This window comes from Sorangium sp. So ce394, from assembly GCF_051474665.1.
GTDB classification, from domain to species: Bacteria; Myxococcota_A; Polyangia; order Polyangiales; family Polyangiaceae; genus Sorangium; species Sorangium cellulosum_D.
This window is the reverse complement of record NZ_CP150339.1, coordinates 3,184,789-3,201,625: the sequence shown is the minus strand read 5'-3', so window position 1 is coordinate 3,201,625 and position 16,837 is coordinate 3,184,789. Positions and strand designations below refer to the sequence as shown.

Below are 16,837 nucleotides of genomic sequence, written 5' to 3'. Positions count from 1 at the left end.
GCTCGTGTACGAAAGAAACGCGCCAGATCACGACGGCGTCGCGCCGGGCCAGGAGGACGAGGGGTCATGAACGTTACGACGATCGCCGTCGCGGAGGTCGAGCCAGCGACGGCGCCCTTGCCGGGGTTCGACAGCCAGGCCGCCGTGCAAAGCCTGCTGGTCGCGCCGATCGAGGCGTCCTACCGGCACCGGCTGCCGCTCGTCGGGCGCACCGACCTGCACCCGCTCGTCCAGGCGGCCTATACCGCCTTCACCCAGCGCTATCCCCTCGTGATCTCGCCCGACGTTGTCTGGTTCTGCCTGGCGCGCGGCTTCACGCTCCACCTCGCCGCGAGCGACGAGCAGCGGCGCCGCTTCCTCGCGGAAGACCGCGATTTCGCGCTCGTCGTCGAGCGGCCCGACTTCAACCTCGGCCAGGTGAACCCGTGGCCCGCGTTGTTTCCGGATTTCTCCAGGCAGGTTTCAGCGCGGGTCGGGACGCTGCGGGATCTCGTGACAGCCAACTTCTCCACCACGGGTCCTGTCGAGCGGGTGTCTTCGGAGCTCACGGTGGCGACCCCGCTCGCGCCGCACTTCGACTGGGAGCCGCCGTTCCCGGGCGATCTCGTGTACCCGCAGCGCGGCATCCCGCGCGTGTACCTGCTCGGCACCTCCGACGACTGGCGCTGGGTGCGCCAGCGCGTGGCGATGCTCGGCGCCGTCGGACAGGAGCGCTGGACGCGCGCCCTCCTGCCCGTGCTCGACCAGATCGCCGCCTCGTCGGAGGGGCGCGCCGACAGGTCGTTCTGGCGCGCGTTCTTCCGCTACGAGAACCCGGCGGACGAGCTCACGGGGTGGATCCACGTGCTGTTTCCTTACCTGCGCGCCTGGCCCAACGACTACTTCGCCCCGAACCCCTATATCGACAGCTGGCACGAGCGGTGGCTGACGGCGGAGTCCCGCAGCGACGCGCTCGGGGGGCTCGGCAACCCGCAAGGGCCCGGGCTCTCCGAGATACCGCCCGGCCTGACGAGCGCCCAGCTTCGCTTCGTCGACGGGGGCCGCCGGCCGCACCCCATGGAGTTCATCAGCGGCCTGATCGGCGTCACGCAGGACCCGCACTCGCTCGCGCTCATCCCCGAGTTCGTGTGGGCCGTGGTGCACCAAGCAGCCGAGTCTGCCGCAGAGCGCCCCGCCGAGGCCTCCTGAGCCGCGCGCCGGCGCATGCGCGGATGCCGACCGACCGCGCGGGGCTCGAGGCGGGAACGCTCCGGGCGGTTCTGCATGGACGGCTGGCTCACCGTGACCTAGGATAGGGAGCCCGCCACGGGGCGACGCCATGCGTCGTCCATCACGCTCGACACGGAGGCTCCAGTGCCCGGAGGCAAGTTCGCGCTACTCGAAGTCCCCGACCTGAACGGCGGGCAGCCGTCGTACCTGCGCCTCGGGGCCGCCGCGCCCCTCGGCGAGAGCGCGGGCGACGACCTCGCGGAGCGGATTCAGACCTTCACCGACGACACGCGCAAGCGCGACGGCTCGCCCGATTTCGTGCCCGAGGGCGAGCGCCAGGCCGAGACGGCGAAGCTGCACACGAAGGGCGGCTGGCGCGATCACTCGGACGGCAACCGGATCTCGACGACCAAGGGCGACAAGGTCGAGGTGATCGGGGGCAATTACCGCCTGCTCATCCTCGGCCGCGGCGAGCACCAGGCCGGCTGGGACATCTCGGGAGGGCACCTCACCGAGGTCAGCGAGACCTTCGGCGGCGGCACCACCATCGAGTGGGTGCAGAACTACGGCGGCACGTGGAAGGTGGTCGAGACGACCGTCAAGGGCGAGGTGCGCACCACCTACCACGGCGACGTCTACGACTATTATTACGGCAAGATCAAGCAGAGCCAGACGGGCACCGACACGTTCCCCACGCTGCAGGTCACCGACGACTACATCGACGACACGAACCCGCCCTCCCCCCAGTCGATCCCCACGGAGAACCCGACGATCATCGATGAGACGTGGGCGAAGAGCATCTCGTCCTACACCGGCTCGGAGAAGCTGCCGGTCCCCACGATCACGAACGAGACCTGGGCGGAGGTGATGGTCTCGAAGACGAACGCCAAGTCGATGACCGACGAGACGACCGTCAAGGAAGCGTCGGTGTCCACGATGAAGGCCGAGTCGATCACGTCCTCCACCACGGTCGACGGGACCATGGAGGACACGACCACGGCGAAGACGATCCGGAACAAGACCACCGCGGACAAGATCATCTCGGAGACGCGCGCCGACACGAAGGACGAGATGTACGGAGACGCGGACTCGTACACGCAGGGCAACAGCAAGACCGTGGTCGACGGGATCGAGACGACGATCAACCTCGGCGTCGTGAACGAGGTCGTCCTCGGGGCGATGATCGAGACGACGCTCGGCGGCGAGGTGACGTTCACGGCCGGGGGCTCCCTCGACGTGACCGTCGGCGCCAAGGTGGAGCTCAGCATGACCGCGAGCGTCGACTTCTCGGTCGGCCCCAAGCTCGAGGTGGGGACGGCCGGCGTGGAGCTCCACGCCAGCAAGACCGAGATCGCGCTCACGCACAAGGTCCTCTCGGCGTTCAATCTCTTCTTCTGAGGGCGGCGAGCACCCCGCTCGACGCGCCCACCGGATACGGAGCTCCCATGGCCGGCGATGGCAAATACGCGATCCTCCACGTCCCCGACTTCAGCGAGGGGATGTCGTCGTACCTGCGCATCGGCGCGACGCCCGAAGACGATTACACGTGGCGGGACGAGACCGACGGCAACCGGATCACGACCACCCGGGGCGACAAGATCGAGATCATCGGGGGCACCTACTCGATGACGGTCTTCGGTCGAAGGGAGTTCAAGGCCAGCTCGGAGGTGGAGGACGGGCGCATCAAGCAGGGCGGCATCACCTTCCAGGGGCGGAGCGATATCGAGATCGTGAAGGGCCCCCGCGGCCAGCGGCGGATCCGCGAGACGACCGTCAAGGGCGAGGTGCACTCGACCTACCACGGCGACTCGTACGAGTACCATTACGGCGGCAAGCTGGTGAGCCGCACCGGCGACCCGGACACGCCGACGCCGATCGAGGACTACCCGTCGGTGATGACCGAGAACCCCACGATCGTCTCCAGGACGTGGGCGAAGAGCATCTCGTCCTATACCGGCTCGGCGAAGCTGCCGGTGCCCTCGATCCACGAGGAGACCTGGGCGGAGGCGATGGTGTCGAAGACCCACGTCACGACGATGACCGACGAGACGACCGTCGAGGGGCCGTCGAAAGATATGATGAAGGCCGGGTCGATCTCGTCCACCACCACGGTCGAAGAGACCATCTCGGACACCACCAAGGCCGGGACCATCAAGAACAAGACCACCGCCGACAAGATCATCTCGGAGACCCGCGCCGACACCGAGGATGAGATGTACGGAGACGCCGACTCCTACACGCAGGGCAACAGCAAGACCGTGGTCGACGGGATCGAGACCACGATCAACCTCGGCGTGGTGAACGAGGTCGTCCTCGGGGCGATGGTCGAGGCGACGCTCGGCGGGGAGGCGACCCTCTCGGTCGGGGCGACGGTCGACGCGACGGTCGGCCTGGAGGCGTCCGTCAGCGTGACCGCGACCCTCGAGGCCAGCATCGGCCCCTCGCTCTCGATGGGGCCCTCGCGCGAGAAGATCTCCCTGGACCGGAGCAAGGCCGCGCCCGTCCGCACGAACATCGCGGCCGTCCACCTCATGGTGTGACGCAGAAGCGCGGCGAACCCACGGATGGCGAACAAGAACCTCACCCCGTTCCTCTTCGGCAGCAAGGTCACCTCGCGCCGGCCGCCCCAGCCGGAGATGACCCTGATCGTCCGAGCGAAGTTCAACCTGAGGCCCGGAGCGCCGCTCTCCCTGCCCGAGGGCCACCCGGTGCTCGCGCAGGAGACGCTGCGCGGCGACGTGTTCCGCGACGACGACCACGACATGACCGGCGAGTGCCTGTATCCGAGCGATCTCGCCGACTTCAAGCCGCACGCGGACGTCCTCTTGCTCGGCACGTGCCACACGCCGGGCAAGGCGCGCATGACCGAGTGTCCGGTGCGGTTCGGCGTCGGATCGTGGTCCAAGATCCTGCGCGTGGTCGGCGATCGGGTGTGGATGGATGGCCTCCTCGGGCCGGCCATGAGCGATCCGGTCCCCTTCGACCGGATGCCCCTCGGCGATCGGTACAGCTTCGGCGGGCCCGAACACCCGCTGAACCCGGTGGGCAAAGGCCACGGGACACGCGAGCTCCCCAACGTCGAGAACGCGGACGATCTCCTGCTGTCGCGCTCGGACCGGCCGGCCCCCGCGGGCTTCGGGCCGCTGTCACCCAACTGGCCCGACCGGCGCGCCAGGGTCGGCAAGCAGTACGGCAAGTCGTACCGCGAGAAGCGGGCGCCCTACTACGCCGAGGACTTCGACTGGACGTTCTTCAACGCCGCTCGGCCCGATCAGTGGCTCCCCTACCTGCGCGGGGACGAGGAGCTCCTGTTCCAGAACCTCCACCCGGACGCCGAGGTGTTCCGGTCGCGGCTCCCGGGGCTCAGGATCCGCGTCTTCGTCAAGGACGCGGAGCGCGGCTTCCGCGAGGTGCCGATGCACCTCGACACGCTGCTCGCCGACCTGGACAAGGAGGCCCTGTACCTCACCTGGCGAGGGCTCACCGAGGTCACCGACGACGATCTCTCGCTCACCACCACGCTCGTCGCCTCCGAGCCGCTCGACGGGCCGTCGCCGCCGCCGGAGCACTACCGGGAGATCCTCGAGCGGTTCGAGGCCGATCCGCTCGAGATCGAGCAGCAGATCGCGCCGGAGCTCAAGGAGGAGTGGAAGGCCCTCCAGGCGCTGGCGAAGAAGGGCGACGAGACGGCGCCGCCGGACGCGTCCGGGCTCGACCCGCTGTCGGCGCTGCTCAAGGCGCGGCTCGGCGACGCCGCCAAGCCGCAGCAGGACAAGATCCGCCGGGCGATGGCGGGGCTCGCGGGCATCGCGGTGCCGGGGGGGAAGGCCCTCGGCGGCCTGATCGCCGACGCGCTGCGCAACCTGCCGCGGTCGTCGCCGGCCCTCCCGCCGCCGAGCGCGGACGCGCCGCCCGTGGTGACCGACGCGCAGCTCCGGACCGCCTTCCGGCGGGTCGCGCGGGCGGTGGAGGAGGCGAAGTCGCTGGCGGCCGCGCGCGGGGCGCAGGTCCCGGCGCTCGCGGCGTGGGACAAGCTCGCGAGCGACCCGAAGCTCGCGTCGTTGGGCCTGTCCGCGGCCCCGCCGCGGCCGCCGGGGCAGCCCGGGCCGGGGAGCGACCTCTCCGACCAGGACCTGAGCGAGCAGGACCTGAGCGGCGTCGACCTGACCGGCGCGAACCTCACCGGCGCCATCCTCACGGGCGCGAACCTCCGCGGCGCGAAGCTCGCCCGCGCGACGCTGAAGCAGGCGGTGTTGTTCGACGCCGACGTGCGCGACGCCGACTTCACGGGCGCGGACCTGAGCCACGCGACGCTCCAGAGCGCGTGGGGCGAGCGCGCCGTCTTCCGCGGCGCCACGCTGGAGGGCGCCTCGTTCGACGGCGCGCGGCTCATGGGCGCCGATCTCTCGGAGAGCCAGGGCGCGCAGATCGTCTTCTCGCGGGCGGACATGACCGGGGCCGTCGCGCGGGGGGCCAGGTGGACCACGGCGTACCTGGAGGGCACCGTGCTGGAGCGCGCGGACCTGTCCCAGGCCTCGCTCACGCGGTGCTTCGTGTCGAAGGTGAGCGCGGCCTCCGCCACGTTCGCGGGCGCGACCCTCGCCGGCTCGAGCTTCTCCGGCTCCGATCTGCGAAAGGCCGTGTTCGCAGGCGCGCGCGGCGAGGGCAGCGTGTGGCTAGGCGCGACCGTCACCGGCGCGGACTTCAGCCTCGCCGTGCTGACGAGCGCCCACTTCACCGAGGCCGTGGCCGACGGGGCGAGCTTCTTCGGCGCCAACGCGCGCGGAGCCCGGTTCGACCGGGCGAACCTCACGCGGGCCGATTTCACGCGCGCGAACCTGTTCGACGCGGACCTGCACAAGTCGCTCGTCCCGGAGGCGAAGTTCGTCGATGCGAACCTCTACGATGCCAAGTTCTACCAGACCTCCGGCTCCGGCTGTGATTTCCGGGGGGCGAACCTGAAGCGCTCGACGCTGGAGCGGGATCGATGACGCCGGACGAGCTGAAGGCGCGGGTCCAGGCGGGCGAGGCGCTCGAGGGCCGGGCGCTCGGGGACATGGACCTGCGGGGCGCCGACCTCCGCAAGGCGCGGCTGCGCGGCGCGAAGCTCGGCCGGCTGCAGCTGGACGGCGCGGACCTGTCGGGCGCCGACCTCCGCGGGGCGCAGATCGCCTGGTGCGGGCTCCGCGGCGCGGACCTGTCGGGCGCCGATCTCGAGGGCGTCGCCGTGGCCCAGAGCGATCTCTCGGGCGCGAACCTGTCCGGCGCGAACCTCGCGGGGGCCCACCTGGTCCGCGGCCAGCTGGCCGGCGCCAACCTGAGCGGCGCGCGGATCCAGGGGGCCAACCTGGCCGAGTCGCGGCTCGCGGGGGCGGAGCTCTCGGGGGCGACCCTGTCGAACGCGCGGCTCGATCTCGCCGACCTCACGGACGCCTCGCTCGACGGCGCGACGCTCGCGCACGCCTCGTTCGCGCGGGCGGACCTCTCGGGCGCCTCGCTGGTGCAGGCGCGGATCGAGGGCTCGTCGTTCGCCGAGGCGAGCCTCCGGCGGGCGGATCTCTCGGGCGCCCAGCTCGACACGGTGGTGTTCCTGAAGGCCGATCTCCGGGAGGCCGTGCTCCCGAAGAAGCTCACGAAGACGGTGTTCGACGGCGCGCGCCTCGGCCGGCTCGACCTCTCCGGCGCGGACCTCGCGGGCGCGGCGCTGGAGGAGATGGACTTCGCCGGGGTGAGCTTCGAGAACGCGAACCTCACGCTGTCGTCGCTCCAGGGCACGAACCTCCGGGGCGCGAGCTTCCGGGGCGCGACGCTCGACCAGACGACGCTCGCGAACTGCGACCTCACCGGCGCGGACTTCCGGGGCGCGACGCTGAGGTCGTGCATGCTGTACCGGGCGCGGCTGCCGGGCGCGGATCTCTCGGGCAAGGACCTCGAGATGGTCGTCTTCACCGAGGCCGACCTCACCGGGGCGAACCTGTCCGCGTCGCGGCTCGTGCGCTGCGTCCTGGAGCGGGCGGACCTCTCGGGCGCGGACCTGACCCGCGCGCTCGTCTCGCAGACCACGCTGCGGCTCGCCCGCGTGGAGGGCATCCGCTTCGAGAAGGCGATCTTCGATTGCGTGGACTTCTCCGGCGTGGACCTGACCCGCACGTCGCTCGCCGGGCTGACCATCTCGCGGTGCTTCTTCGCGCTCGGCAACCTCTCGGGGATGGACCTGTCGGGGTGCGACCTGTCGAACTGCGATTTCACCGCGTGCAACCTGGAGCGCACCCGCCTGGAGGGCGCCATCCTGGCCAACGCGAACTTCAAGGAGGCGAACCTGCGGCACGCCACCCTGTCGGGCGCCATGGCGAAGGCCGCCTTCTTCGGCGAGGGCACCCTCGCCGGCGCCGTGATGACGCAGGCGATGCTCCGCAACGCGATCTTCGTGAAGGCCGATCTCGCGGGGGCGAACCTCGCGGGGTCCGACCTCCGGGAGTCGCTGCTGACCGAGGCCCGCGCGGCCGGGGCGCTGTTCGTGGGCGTCAAGGCGCACTACGCGGATCTCTCGCACGCGGACGTCACCGGCGCCGACTTCACCGGCGCGGACCTGACGTGGGCGAACCTGCACCATATCCGCGACGAGAAGGCGCGTTATCTCGACGCGAACCTCGCCACGGCGAGGCGCACGGACGTGGACCGGCTGGAGGCCGAGGCCTGGATGCCGCCGGAGCGGCGCTCGTAGAGGAGGAGCCATGTCGATGGGAGCCATGAAGGAGAGCGATCGCGCGGCGGCCGTGCGGGTGGACGCGCCGGGGAGCGAGGAGCACGCCGCGCTCGGCCGGAGCGCCGACGTGCCCAGGATCGGCCTGGCGCGGGCCGGCGCCGCGGCGGAGGGCGAGGCGGGCCCCGTCCGGGCCGCGGCGCCCCCGCGGGAGTACCTGGGCCCGGCGCGGGTCACCTCGGCCGAGGCGGGCGCCATCGCCGTGGAGCTGCCGGGCGGCCAGCCGGTCGCGGTCCAGATGGCGCTCGCGCTGCCGTACGAGCCCGCGCTGGACGACACGCTGCTCGTCATCGGGCGGGACGACGCCTATTACGCGATCGGCGTGCTCCACGGGCGGGGGCGGTCGGTCCTGTCGCTCCAGGGCGACGTGGCGGTGCACGCGCGGGAGGGCGCGCTCTCGCTGTGCGGCGACAAGGGCGTCGAGATCCGGGGGCCGGAGCTCGAGGTGCAGGCCGGCAAGATCCGGATGGTGGCCGACGCCGTGGTCCAGAAGTTCACGTCGGTCTACCAGCGGGTGAGCGCGCTCCTGAGCGTCCAGGCCAGCGAGTCGCACACGGTGGTGGAGAAGACCTCGTTCACGAAGGCGAAGAACGCCACGATCCTGACCGAGGAGACGGTCACGGTGAACGGCAAGCAGATCCTCTTGGGCTAGGAGGCCGCGCAATGCTCCCTGCGAACAACAAGGCGGTCGGCCTGAGCGCCGGTTTTCCGGACGTGTGCCTGTCGCCGGTGCTCGGCCTGTTCCCCTTCCCCAACTTCAGCCCGAACGCGATGAAGTTCCCGTTCTCGTTCAACGTGTGGCTCTCGATGGCGGCCGCCGTGCACCAGGGGTCGTTCAGCCCCATGACGGCGGGCGATCAGGCGGGCACGCTGCACCCGACGTTCATGGGGCAAGCGCGGTACACGCTCGGCTATTTCAAGATCCTCATCAACTTCCTTCCGGGGACGATGCTGCTGTGCATGAGGATCGGCAACAACTTCAACTGCATCCTCGGCATCCAGGTGTTGCCGAGCAGGGTGAACGTGTTCTTCGCCTACAAGTCGGAGAGCGCGGGCGGCGCCCGTCCCGCCGGCGCCCCGCTCCTTTCGGACGTCGACGCGACGGTCGCGTCGCTCCACCCCTGCGGGAGCGCGTCGCCCGTGGAGACCGCTTGGCTCGCGCCGGGGGTCGGCTACCTGCGCATCCGCCGGCTCTCGCTGGACGTGCCGGCCCGGGTCCACACGGAGATCGGCGCGCTCGAGGCGGAGGGGCTGGAGACGCTCGTGCTCGATCTGCGCGACAACCCCGGCGGGGAGCTCACGGCGTTCCGCGAGCTCGCGGGCGACTTCCTGGAGCCGGGGAGCGTCCTCGCGCGGGCGATCGACGCGGACGGCGACGAGGTCGTGTACCGGTCGAGCCACCGGAACCCGTGCCGCGCGCCGCTGTGGATCCTGGTGAATCGCGGCACGGCGTCGGCGGCGGAGCTCTTCGCCGGCTGCCTGCAGTGGCACGGGCGGGCGACCGTCGCGGGGGAGCGGACGTACGGCAAGGGGACGGCGCTGAAGGTCGCGGTCGATCCGGCGGGGCGCGCGCCGGTGCTCGCGCCGGCGGCGATGATGGTCCTGCCGGGCGGGGAGGCGATCCACGCGGTCGGCGTCCGGCCGGACGTCGAGCTGGGGAGCGAGGCGATTGCGCCGGACGGGGTGCCGCCGTCGATTGCCCAGCTCTTCGCCGGAGTCACCTCGAATCCGTGAGCCGTCCGAGGCTTTACCCGTTCAAGTCGTAGCTGGCTCCGGCGCAGGTCCGGCCATGAGAGCGATACCGCAGTTCGCCGGTGGTGGCCGGATTTGAACATGAAGGCGGGAAGGCAGGCAGAAAAGATCAACGATCTTCCCGCCTTCCCGCCTTCATGTGAATCACTCCGGGGCCAATTAGGCCATCACCAGTTCGCCGGCATCGATCGTCATGACCTCTTCGGCGTCCCGCCGACCAGCCGCCGCTCGAAGAGCCGCTGCAGCAGGCAGGAGAACAGCAGGAGGAGCCCGACGACGATCTTGGTCCACCAGGAGCTGAGCGTGCCCTCGAACATGATGAGGGTCTGGATGGTGCCGTAGATGAGCACGCCGAACAGGGTCCCGACCACCGTGCCGAAGCCGCCGGTCAGCAGGGTGCCGCCGATGACGACGGCGGCGATGGCGTCCATCTCCATCCCGCCGGCGTGCAGCGCGTAGCCGGACACCATGTAGAACGTGAAGGCGACGCCCGCGAGCGCCGAGCAGAACCCGCTGAAGGTGTAGATGAGCACCTTGGTCCTCCCCACCGGGAGGCCCATGAGCAGGGCGGATTGCTCGTTGCCGCCGATCGCGTAGACGGTGCGGCCGAAGCGCGTGTAGTGCGCGAGGTAGATCGCCGCGGCGAACAGCACGAGCGCGATGATCACGTTCCAGGTGATCGACGTGTCGAACAGGAACGGGATGCGGTGCGACGAGGCGGCGACGTAGAAGCCGTCGTGGATGGTGATCGAGTCGATGCTGATGAGGTAACAGAGCCCGCGGGTCAGGAACATGCCCGCCAGCGTGACGATGAAGGGCTGGACCTCGAAGTAGTGGATGATCACCCCCATCGCGAGGCCGATGCCCGCGCCCATGGCCAGGACGAGCGGGATGACCGCCGCCGGGCTGACGCCGTGCTTCTCGACGAGCGACGCCGAGACCATCGTGGTCAGCGCGATGACCGAGCCGACCGAGAGGTCGATCCCGCCAGAGAGGATGACGAACGTCATCCCGACGGCCGCGATCGCCAGGAACGCGTTGTCGATGAAGAAGTTGAGGAACACCTGCAGCGAGAAGAACCCGTCGAACAGGCAAGATCCGGCGCCGAACATGAGCACGAACAGGCCGATGGTGACGGCGAGGGGCAGGTGCCTCGGGCTCAACCGGAGCGACGGCCTGGTCACGGTTGCGGTGTTGCCCGTCACGGCTGCGGTGTCCATCATGGAACGGCCACTCTCCCGGCCCGCTGCCTCCCAAGGAGGCCCCTGACCTTCTGCGATTGCAGGATGCTGACCACGAAGACGACGAGCGCCTTCACCACGAGGTTGACCTCGGGCGGGACGCCGACGGCGTAGATCGTGGTCGTGAGCGTCTGGATGATGAGGGCGCCGACGACGCTCCCCGCCAGCGTGAACTTGCCCCCGGCGAGCGACGTCCCGCCCAGGACCACCGCCAGGATGGCGTCGAGCTCGAAGAGCAGGCCCGCGTTGTTGCCGTCGGCGCTCTTGACGTTCGAGCTCACGATCAGCCCCGCGATGCCGGCGCACAGGCCGCACACCGCATAACAGGCGAAGGTGATCGAGCGCGCCCGGATCCCGGCGAGCCGCGAGGCGACCGGGCTCATGCCGATCGCCTCGACGAACATGCCGAGCGCGGTCTTGCGGGCCAGGAGCCCGAGGACGGCGCCCACGCCCGCCACGATGAACAGCGACGCCGGGACGCCCAGCAAGAAGCCGTTCCCGATGGCGTGGTAAGGGCTGTAGTAGATCGTGATGATCTGGCCGCCCGTGATGAGCTGGGCGATGCCCCGGCCCGTGACGAGCAGGATCAGGGTCGCGATGATCGGCTGCATGCCGACCATCGACACCAGCGCGCCGTTCCACATGCCGCAGGCCACCGCCGCGCCCAGCGCGCCGGCGAGCACGAGCGGCAGCGGGACCTGGGTCACGTCCGCCATGCCGGCCCCGCCGCTCATCGAGAGCTCGCCGCCGATCAGCGCGGCCGCGACCGCGCCCGAGATGGCGACGACCGCGCCGACGGAGATGTCGATCCCGTGGGTGGCGATCACCAGGGTGAGCCCCATGGCGATGATCATGAGCGGCGACGCGCGGTTCAGGATGTCGATGACGCTGCCGTACAGGTGGCCATCCTTGACCGTGACCGCGAAGAACTGCGGGTTGTTGATGAGGTTGAACAGGAGGAGCAGGCCGAGCATCGCCAGCGGGAAGGAGATGCTCCTCCCGGCGAGCCGGCGCAGGGAAGCCGCCGCCGCGCTCACGCGTGCCCTCCCGCGATGATCTGGTACACCCCCTGCTCGTCCGTCTGGCCCGCGTCGAGCTCCGCCACCTGGCGCCGGTCCCGCAGGACGACGACCCGGTCCGCGTAGCGCAGCGCCTCGGCCATCTCCGAGGAGACGAGCACCACCGCCATGCCCCGATCGCAGAGCTCCATGACCCGGCCCATGATCTCACCCTTGGCCGCCACGTCGATGCCGCGGGTCGGCTCGTCGAGGATGAGCATGCGCGGATCGGTCGCCAGCCATCGGGCGAGGAGCGCCTTCTGCTGGTTCCCGCCGCTCAGCTTGCAGATGGGCACCTCCGCGTCGGCCGCCGCGATGCCGAGCCGCTCGATGTAGCCGCGGGCGATGCTGTCCTGTCGAGCCCGGGACAGATTGCGGAACATGCCGCGCTTCGCCTGGAGGGCGAGGACGATGTTCTCGCGCACCGAGAGGTCGCCGATGATGCCCTCGGCCTTCCGGTCCTCGGGGCAGAACGCGATCCCGTGCGCGATCGCGTCGAGCGGCGAGCGGATGTGCGCCTCGGCGCCGTCGATCTCGATGGTGCCCTGATCCGCCTGGTCGACCCCGAACAGGAGCCGCGCCGTCTCCGTCTTCCCGGCGCCGAGGAGGCCCGCGAGGGCGAGCTCCTCCCCCGCCCTCACCTCGATGTCGATGTCCTGGACCGAGCCCTTCTTGCCCAGCCCGCGCGTCCGCAAGAGCGGCGCGTCTCCGCCCGCCGGCCTCTCCGCCCGGGGGCGCGCGGACCGGCTAGGACCTTCGTCTTTGACCTCGCGCCCCACCATGGCCGTGATGAGCTGCATCCGCGACAGCTCGGCGATCGGGTACTCGCCGACCAGCTGCCCGTTCCTCAGCACCGTGACCCGGTCGGAGATCTCGAACAGCTGATCGAGGAAGTGCGAGATGAACAGGATCGCCATCCCCTGCGCCTTCAGGCGCCGGATGATCGAGAACAGCACCCGGACCTCGTCCTCGGCCAGGCTCGACGTCGGCTCGTCGAGGATGAGGATCTTGGCCCGGGCGGTCAGCGAGCGGGCGATCGCGACGATCTGCTGGACGGCGAGCGAGAAGTCGGAGAGCGGCGCGGTGACGTCGATGTGAACGTTCAGATCCTCGAGCGCGGCGGCGGCCCTCCGGTGCATCTCCCCCCACCGGAGGGCGTAAGGGCTCGAGCCCTCCCGGCCGAGGCAGATGTTCTCGGCGACCGACAGGTTGGTGCAGAGGTTCACCTCCTGGAACACCGCGCTGATGCCGAGCTTCTGCGCCTCGAGCGGGCTCGTCGGCCTGATCTCCCGGCCTTCGAGGAGGATGTGCCCGCTGTCCGCGGTGTGGACGCCGGTGAGGACCTTGACCAGGGTCGACTTGCCGGCGCCGTTCTGCCCCATGAGGGAGTGCACCTCTCCCGGCAGCAGGCGGAAGTCGACCGACTGGAGCGCCTGCACTCCGGAGAACCGCTTGGAGATCGCCTTCATCTCGAGCATGGGCAGGGCGTCGCTCATCATCGCACTCCTCCGTCCGGTCTCCGCGCCGAGCTCTCCGTCGCGCTCAGTACTTGCGCTTCGGGAACTCCGCGGCGGCGGTCTCCATCGGGAAGACGCCCTCCTCGGTCACGATGCGCTTGGGCAACGTCTTGCCGGCCACGAGGTCGTTCACCGCGCTCATGAGCTGCGGCCCGAGCAGGGGGCTGCACTCGACCGTCACGTTGAGCTTGCCGGCCATCATCGCCTCGAACGCGCCCTTCACCGCGTCGATCGAGATGATCAGGATGTCCTTGCCGGGCTTCAGGCCGGCCTCCTCGATGGCCTGGATCGCGCCGATCGCCATGTCGTCGTTGTGGGCGTAGAGGACGTTGATGTTCTTCCCCTCCGCCTTGAGGAACGCCTCCATGACCTCCTTGCCCTTGGCGCGGGTGAAGTCCCCCGTCTGCGAGCGGAGGATCTTGAAGTTCGGCTTGTCCTTGATGATCTCCTCGAACCCCTTCTTGCGATCGATGGCGGGGGCGGAGCCGACCGTGCCCTGCAGCTCGACGATGTTGACGGTGCCCTGCTGGTCCTTCGTCTTCTCGACCAGCCACTTGGCCGCGCGGCGGCCCTCCTCGACGAAGTCCGACCCCATGAAGGTGACCCAGAGGCTGTCGTCCTTCGTGTCCACGGCGCGATCGGTCAAGATGACCGGGATCTTGGCCGCCTTGGCCTCGCGCAGGACGGGCTCCCAGCCGGTCTCGACCACGGGCGAGAACGCGATGACGTCCACCTTCTGGGCGATGAACGACCGGATGGCCTTGATCTGGTTCTCCTGCTTCTGCTGCGCGTCGGAGAACTTGAGCTCGATCCCCGCGGCCTTGGCGGCCTCCTCGATCGACTTCGTGTTCGCCGTCCGCCACTCGCTCTCAGCGCCGATCTGCGAGAACCCCAGCGTGATCTTCTTCTTCTCCGACTGACAACCCAACCCACCCAGGATCACCGATAGTCCAGTCAGGACCATCATCGCGACGGCGACAACACGGCTCCTCTTCATGGCGCAGCTCCTTTCCGCTCCATCCTATGCACATCTCGTCCGCGGGACGCGCGCTCTTCGTCGCCCCGCGGTGTCCGGCCTTACTTCTGGCCGTAATACGCGCCCTTGCCGTGCTTCCGCTCGAAGTGCTTGCGCACGAGCGCGTCCGGGAGGCGCGCGGCGCCCGGGTGGATGGCGCGGGTGATGAACGCCATCCGCGCGATCTCCTCGAGCACCGCCGCGTTGTACACCGCCTTGTCGGCGTCCTCTCCCCACGCGAAGGGGGCGTGTCCCGCCACCAGCACCATCGGCGTGTGGAGCGGGTTCCGCTCCGCGAAGCACTCGAGGATCTGCCTGCCGGTCTCGGTCTCGTAGTCGCCCTGCACGGCGTCCGGCCGCATCACCGCGGTGCACGGCACGTCCTCGGCCAGGTGATCGGCGTGGGTCGTCCCGTAGATCGGGATCGGCATGCCCGTCTGCGCCCAGCCGGTCGCGTAGGTCGAGTGGGTGTGGACGATGCCGCCCACCCCGCGGAAGTTCGCGTAGAGGACGATGTGCGTCCGGGTATCCGAGGAAGGTCGGAGTTGGCCCTCGACCACCTTCCCCTCGAGATCGACGACCACCATGTCGTCGATCGACAGCCGGTCGTACGGCACGCCGCTCGGCTTGATGGCCAGGACGCCCCGGTCGCGGTCGAACGCCGAGACGTTGCCGAACGTGTAGATCGCGAGCCCTCGGCGCGGGATCTCCAGGTTCGCCGCCCAGGCGCGCTCTCGCAGCTCTCGGTAGGTCGCGCTCACGTCACATCCCTCAGCGCGACAGCCGGTAGGCGAGGTCGTTCCAGCGCAGCTCGTTCCTCAGCGCGTGGATCTCGGTCCCGACCCCGATGCGGATCAGCTCCACGCCGGCGATCGACGCGAAGTCCTCCAGGTGCTCCATCGTCACGGCGCGGCTGTGCGCGCAATGATGAGCGCCACCCGCGAGGATCCAGGCCTCGCACGCGCGCTTGAAGTCCGGCTTCGGGATCCACACCGCGCGCGCCACGGGCAGGTTCGGCATCTCCTCCTCGGGCGGCACCGCCTCGAGCTCGTTCGCGACCATCCGCATGCGGCCGCCCAGATCGATCATGGACACGTTCACGGCGGGCCCGGTCCCGGAGTCGAAGACCAGCCGGCACGGGTCCGCTTTGCCGCCGATGGAGAGCGGGTGGATCTCCAGCGACGGCCTCCCCGCGGCGATCGTCGGGCAGATCTCGAGCATGTGGGCGCCGAGGACCCGCTCCTTCCCGTCGACGAGGTGATAGGTGTAGTCCTCCATGAACGAGACGCCGCCGCGCAGCCCGGTCGCCATGACCTTCAGCGCGCGGACGAGGCCGCACGACTTCCAGTCGCCCTCGGCGCCGAAGCCGTAGCCGTCGGCCATGAGCCGCTGCACCGCGAGGCCGGGGAGCTGCTTGAGCCCGTGCAGGTCCTCGAAGGTCGTCGTGAACCCGCCGAAGCCGCCCTCCTTCAGGAAGGAGCGCAGCGCGGCCTCCTGCCTCGCCGCGTAGCGCAGATCGTTGCGGCGCGCGCCGCCCTTCCTCAGGGCGGGAGCGACCGAGTACGCCTCGTCGTACTCCGCCACCAGGCGCTCGACCTCGGCCTCGTCCACGTCCGCGATCCGCCCGACGAGGTCGCCCACGCCGTAGCCGTTCACCGACCACCCCAGCTTGACCTGCGCCTCGACGCGGTCCCCGCCGGTGACGGCCACCTCGCGCATGTTCATGCCGCCGAAGCGCGCGATCTTGAGCCGCCGCGCGTCCAGCATCGCGCAGGCCGCGCGCGCCCAGACGTCGAGCTTGGCGAGCACGTCATCGTCCTGCCAGTGCCCGACCACGACCTTCCGCTCGATGCGCAGGCGCGCGCCGATGTACCCGAACTCGCGATCTCCGTGGGCGGACTGGTGCAGGTTCATGAAGTCCATGTCGATGCTCCCCCAGGGGAGCTCGCGCCCGTGCTGCGTGTGCAGGTGAGCGATCGGCTTCTCGAGCCGCGTGAGCCCCGCGATCCACATCTTCGCGGGCGAGAACGTGTGCATCCACGTGATCACGCCGGCGCACCGCGGCGTCGCGTTCGCCTCGCGACAGACGGCGAGGATCGCCTCGGGGCTCTTCAGCGTCGGCTTCCAGACGACCTTGACCGGGAGCTTGCCCGAGGCGTCGAGAAACCCGGCGATCTCCCGCGCGTGCTCGGCGACCTGCTTCAGCGTGTCCTCGCCGTAGAGGTCCTGGCTGCCGGTCAAGAACCAAACCTCGAAGCTCTCCCGAAGATCCTGCATCGCGA

The 16,837-nt window shown here is 69.9% G+C and carries 13 protein-coding genes; 7 read left to right on the top strand and 6 right to left on the bottom strand.

The window, feature by feature from the left end; genetic code table 11:
• Positions 1-66 precede the first annotated feature (66 nt).
• The 7 genes from WMF33_RS11920 to WMF33_RS11890 all read left to right on the top strand — a co-directional run bounded on the left by WMF33_RS11920 (position 67) and on the right by WMF33_RS11890 (position 9,706).
• Positions 67-1,188, top strand: a complete 1,122-nt coding sequence (locus WMF33_RS11920) for a DUF4419 domain-containing protein (RefSeq protein ID WP_437337243.1) — start codon at positions 67-69, stop codon at positions 1,186-1,188.
• A gap of 165 nt (positions 1,189-1,353) precedes the next feature.
• Positions 1,354-2,607 carry a hypothetical protein gene (locus WMF33_RS11915; RefSeq protein WP_437337242.1) on the top strand — a complete coding sequence of 418 codons (1,254 nt, stop codon included), beginning with the start codon at positions 1,354-1,356 and terminating at the stop codon, positions 2,605-2,607.
• A 47-nt stretch (positions 2,608-2,654) separates the two neighbouring features.
• The gene (locus WMF33_RS11910; RefSeq protein WP_437337241.1) at positions 2,655-3,749 is read left to right on the top strand and encodes a hypothetical protein; all 1,095 of its coding nucleotides are present in this window, start codon (positions 2,655-2,657) and stop codon (positions 3,747-3,749) included.
• A gap of 24 nt (positions 3,750-3,773) precedes the next feature.
• The gene (locus tag WMF33_RS11905; RefSeq protein WP_437337240.1) at positions 3,774-6,200 is read left to right on the top strand and encodes a DUF2169 family type VI secretion system accessory protein; all 2,427 of its coding nucleotides are present in this window, start codon (positions 3,774-3,776) and stop codon (positions 6,198-6,200) included.
• A complete protein-coding gene (locus WMF33_RS11900; RefSeq protein ID WP_437337239.1) occupies positions 6,197-7,933 on the top strand; it encodes a pentapeptide repeat-containing protein in 1,737 nt (578 codons plus the stop codon). The genes WMF33_RS11905 and WMF33_RS11900 overlap by 4 nt, the downstream gene beginning before the upstream one ends.
• A gap of 10 nt (positions 7,934-7,943) precedes the next feature.
• Positions 7,944-8,624, top strand: a complete 681-nt coding sequence (locus tag WMF33_RS11895; protein WP_437337238.1) for a DUF3540 domain-containing protein — start codon at positions 7,944-7,946, stop codon at positions 8,622-8,624.
• Between the two features lie 11 nt (positions 8,625-8,635).
• Positions 8,636-9,706, top strand: coding sequence for a S41 family peptidase (locus WMF33_RS11890; protein WP_437337237.1), 1,071 nt, complete (start codon positions 8,636-8,638; stop codon positions 9,704-9,706).
• Between the two features lie 209 nt (positions 9,707-9,915).
• Here the strand turns inward: WMF33_RS11890 and yjfF are convergent, their stop codons facing one another.
• The 6 genes from yjfF to araA form a co-directional block, all read right to left on the bottom strand.
• On the bottom strand, positions 9,916-10,944 hold the full coding sequence (gene yjfF, locus WMF33_RS11885; protein ID WP_437339472.1) for a galactofuranose ABC transporter, permease protein YjfF: 1,029 nt from the start codon (positions 10,942-10,944) through the stop codon (positions 9,916-9,918).
• Positions 10,944-12,002 (bottom strand): ABC transporter permease, encoded by a 1,059-nt coding sequence (locus WMF33_RS11880; RefSeq protein ID WP_437337236.1) that lies wholly within the window; start codon positions 12,000-12,002, stop codon positions 10,944-10,946. Before WMF33_RS11880 ends, yjfF begins: the two co-directional genes overlap by 1 nt.
• Positions 11,999-13,522 (bottom strand): sugar ABC transporter ATP-binding protein, encoded by a 1,524-nt coding sequence (locus WMF33_RS11875; RefSeq protein WP_437337235.1) that lies wholly within the window; start codon positions 13,520-13,522, stop codon positions 11,999-12,001. Before WMF33_RS11875 ends, WMF33_RS11880 begins: the two co-directional genes overlap by 4 nt.
• A gap of 43 nt (positions 13,523-13,565) precedes the next feature.
• Entirely contained in the window at positions 13,566-14,507 is a 942-nt protein-coding gene (locus WMF33_RS11870; protein ID WP_437339471.1) for an ABC transporter substrate-binding protein, read from the bottom strand.
• A gap of 110 nt (positions 14,508-14,617) precedes the next feature.
• Positions 14,618-15,316, bottom strand: a complete 699-nt coding sequence (locus tag WMF33_RS11865; RefSeq protein WP_437337234.1) for an L-ribulose-5-phosphate 4-epimerase — start codon at positions 15,314-15,316, stop codon at positions 14,618-14,620.
• Positions 15,317-15,326: 10 nt separating this feature from the next.
• Entirely contained in the window at positions 15,327-16,832 is a 1,506-nt protein-coding gene (araA, locus tag WMF33_RS11860) for an L-arabinose isomerase (RefSeq protein WP_061628535.1), read from the bottom strand.
• Between the last annotated feature and the right edge of the window lie 5 nt (positions 16,833-16,837).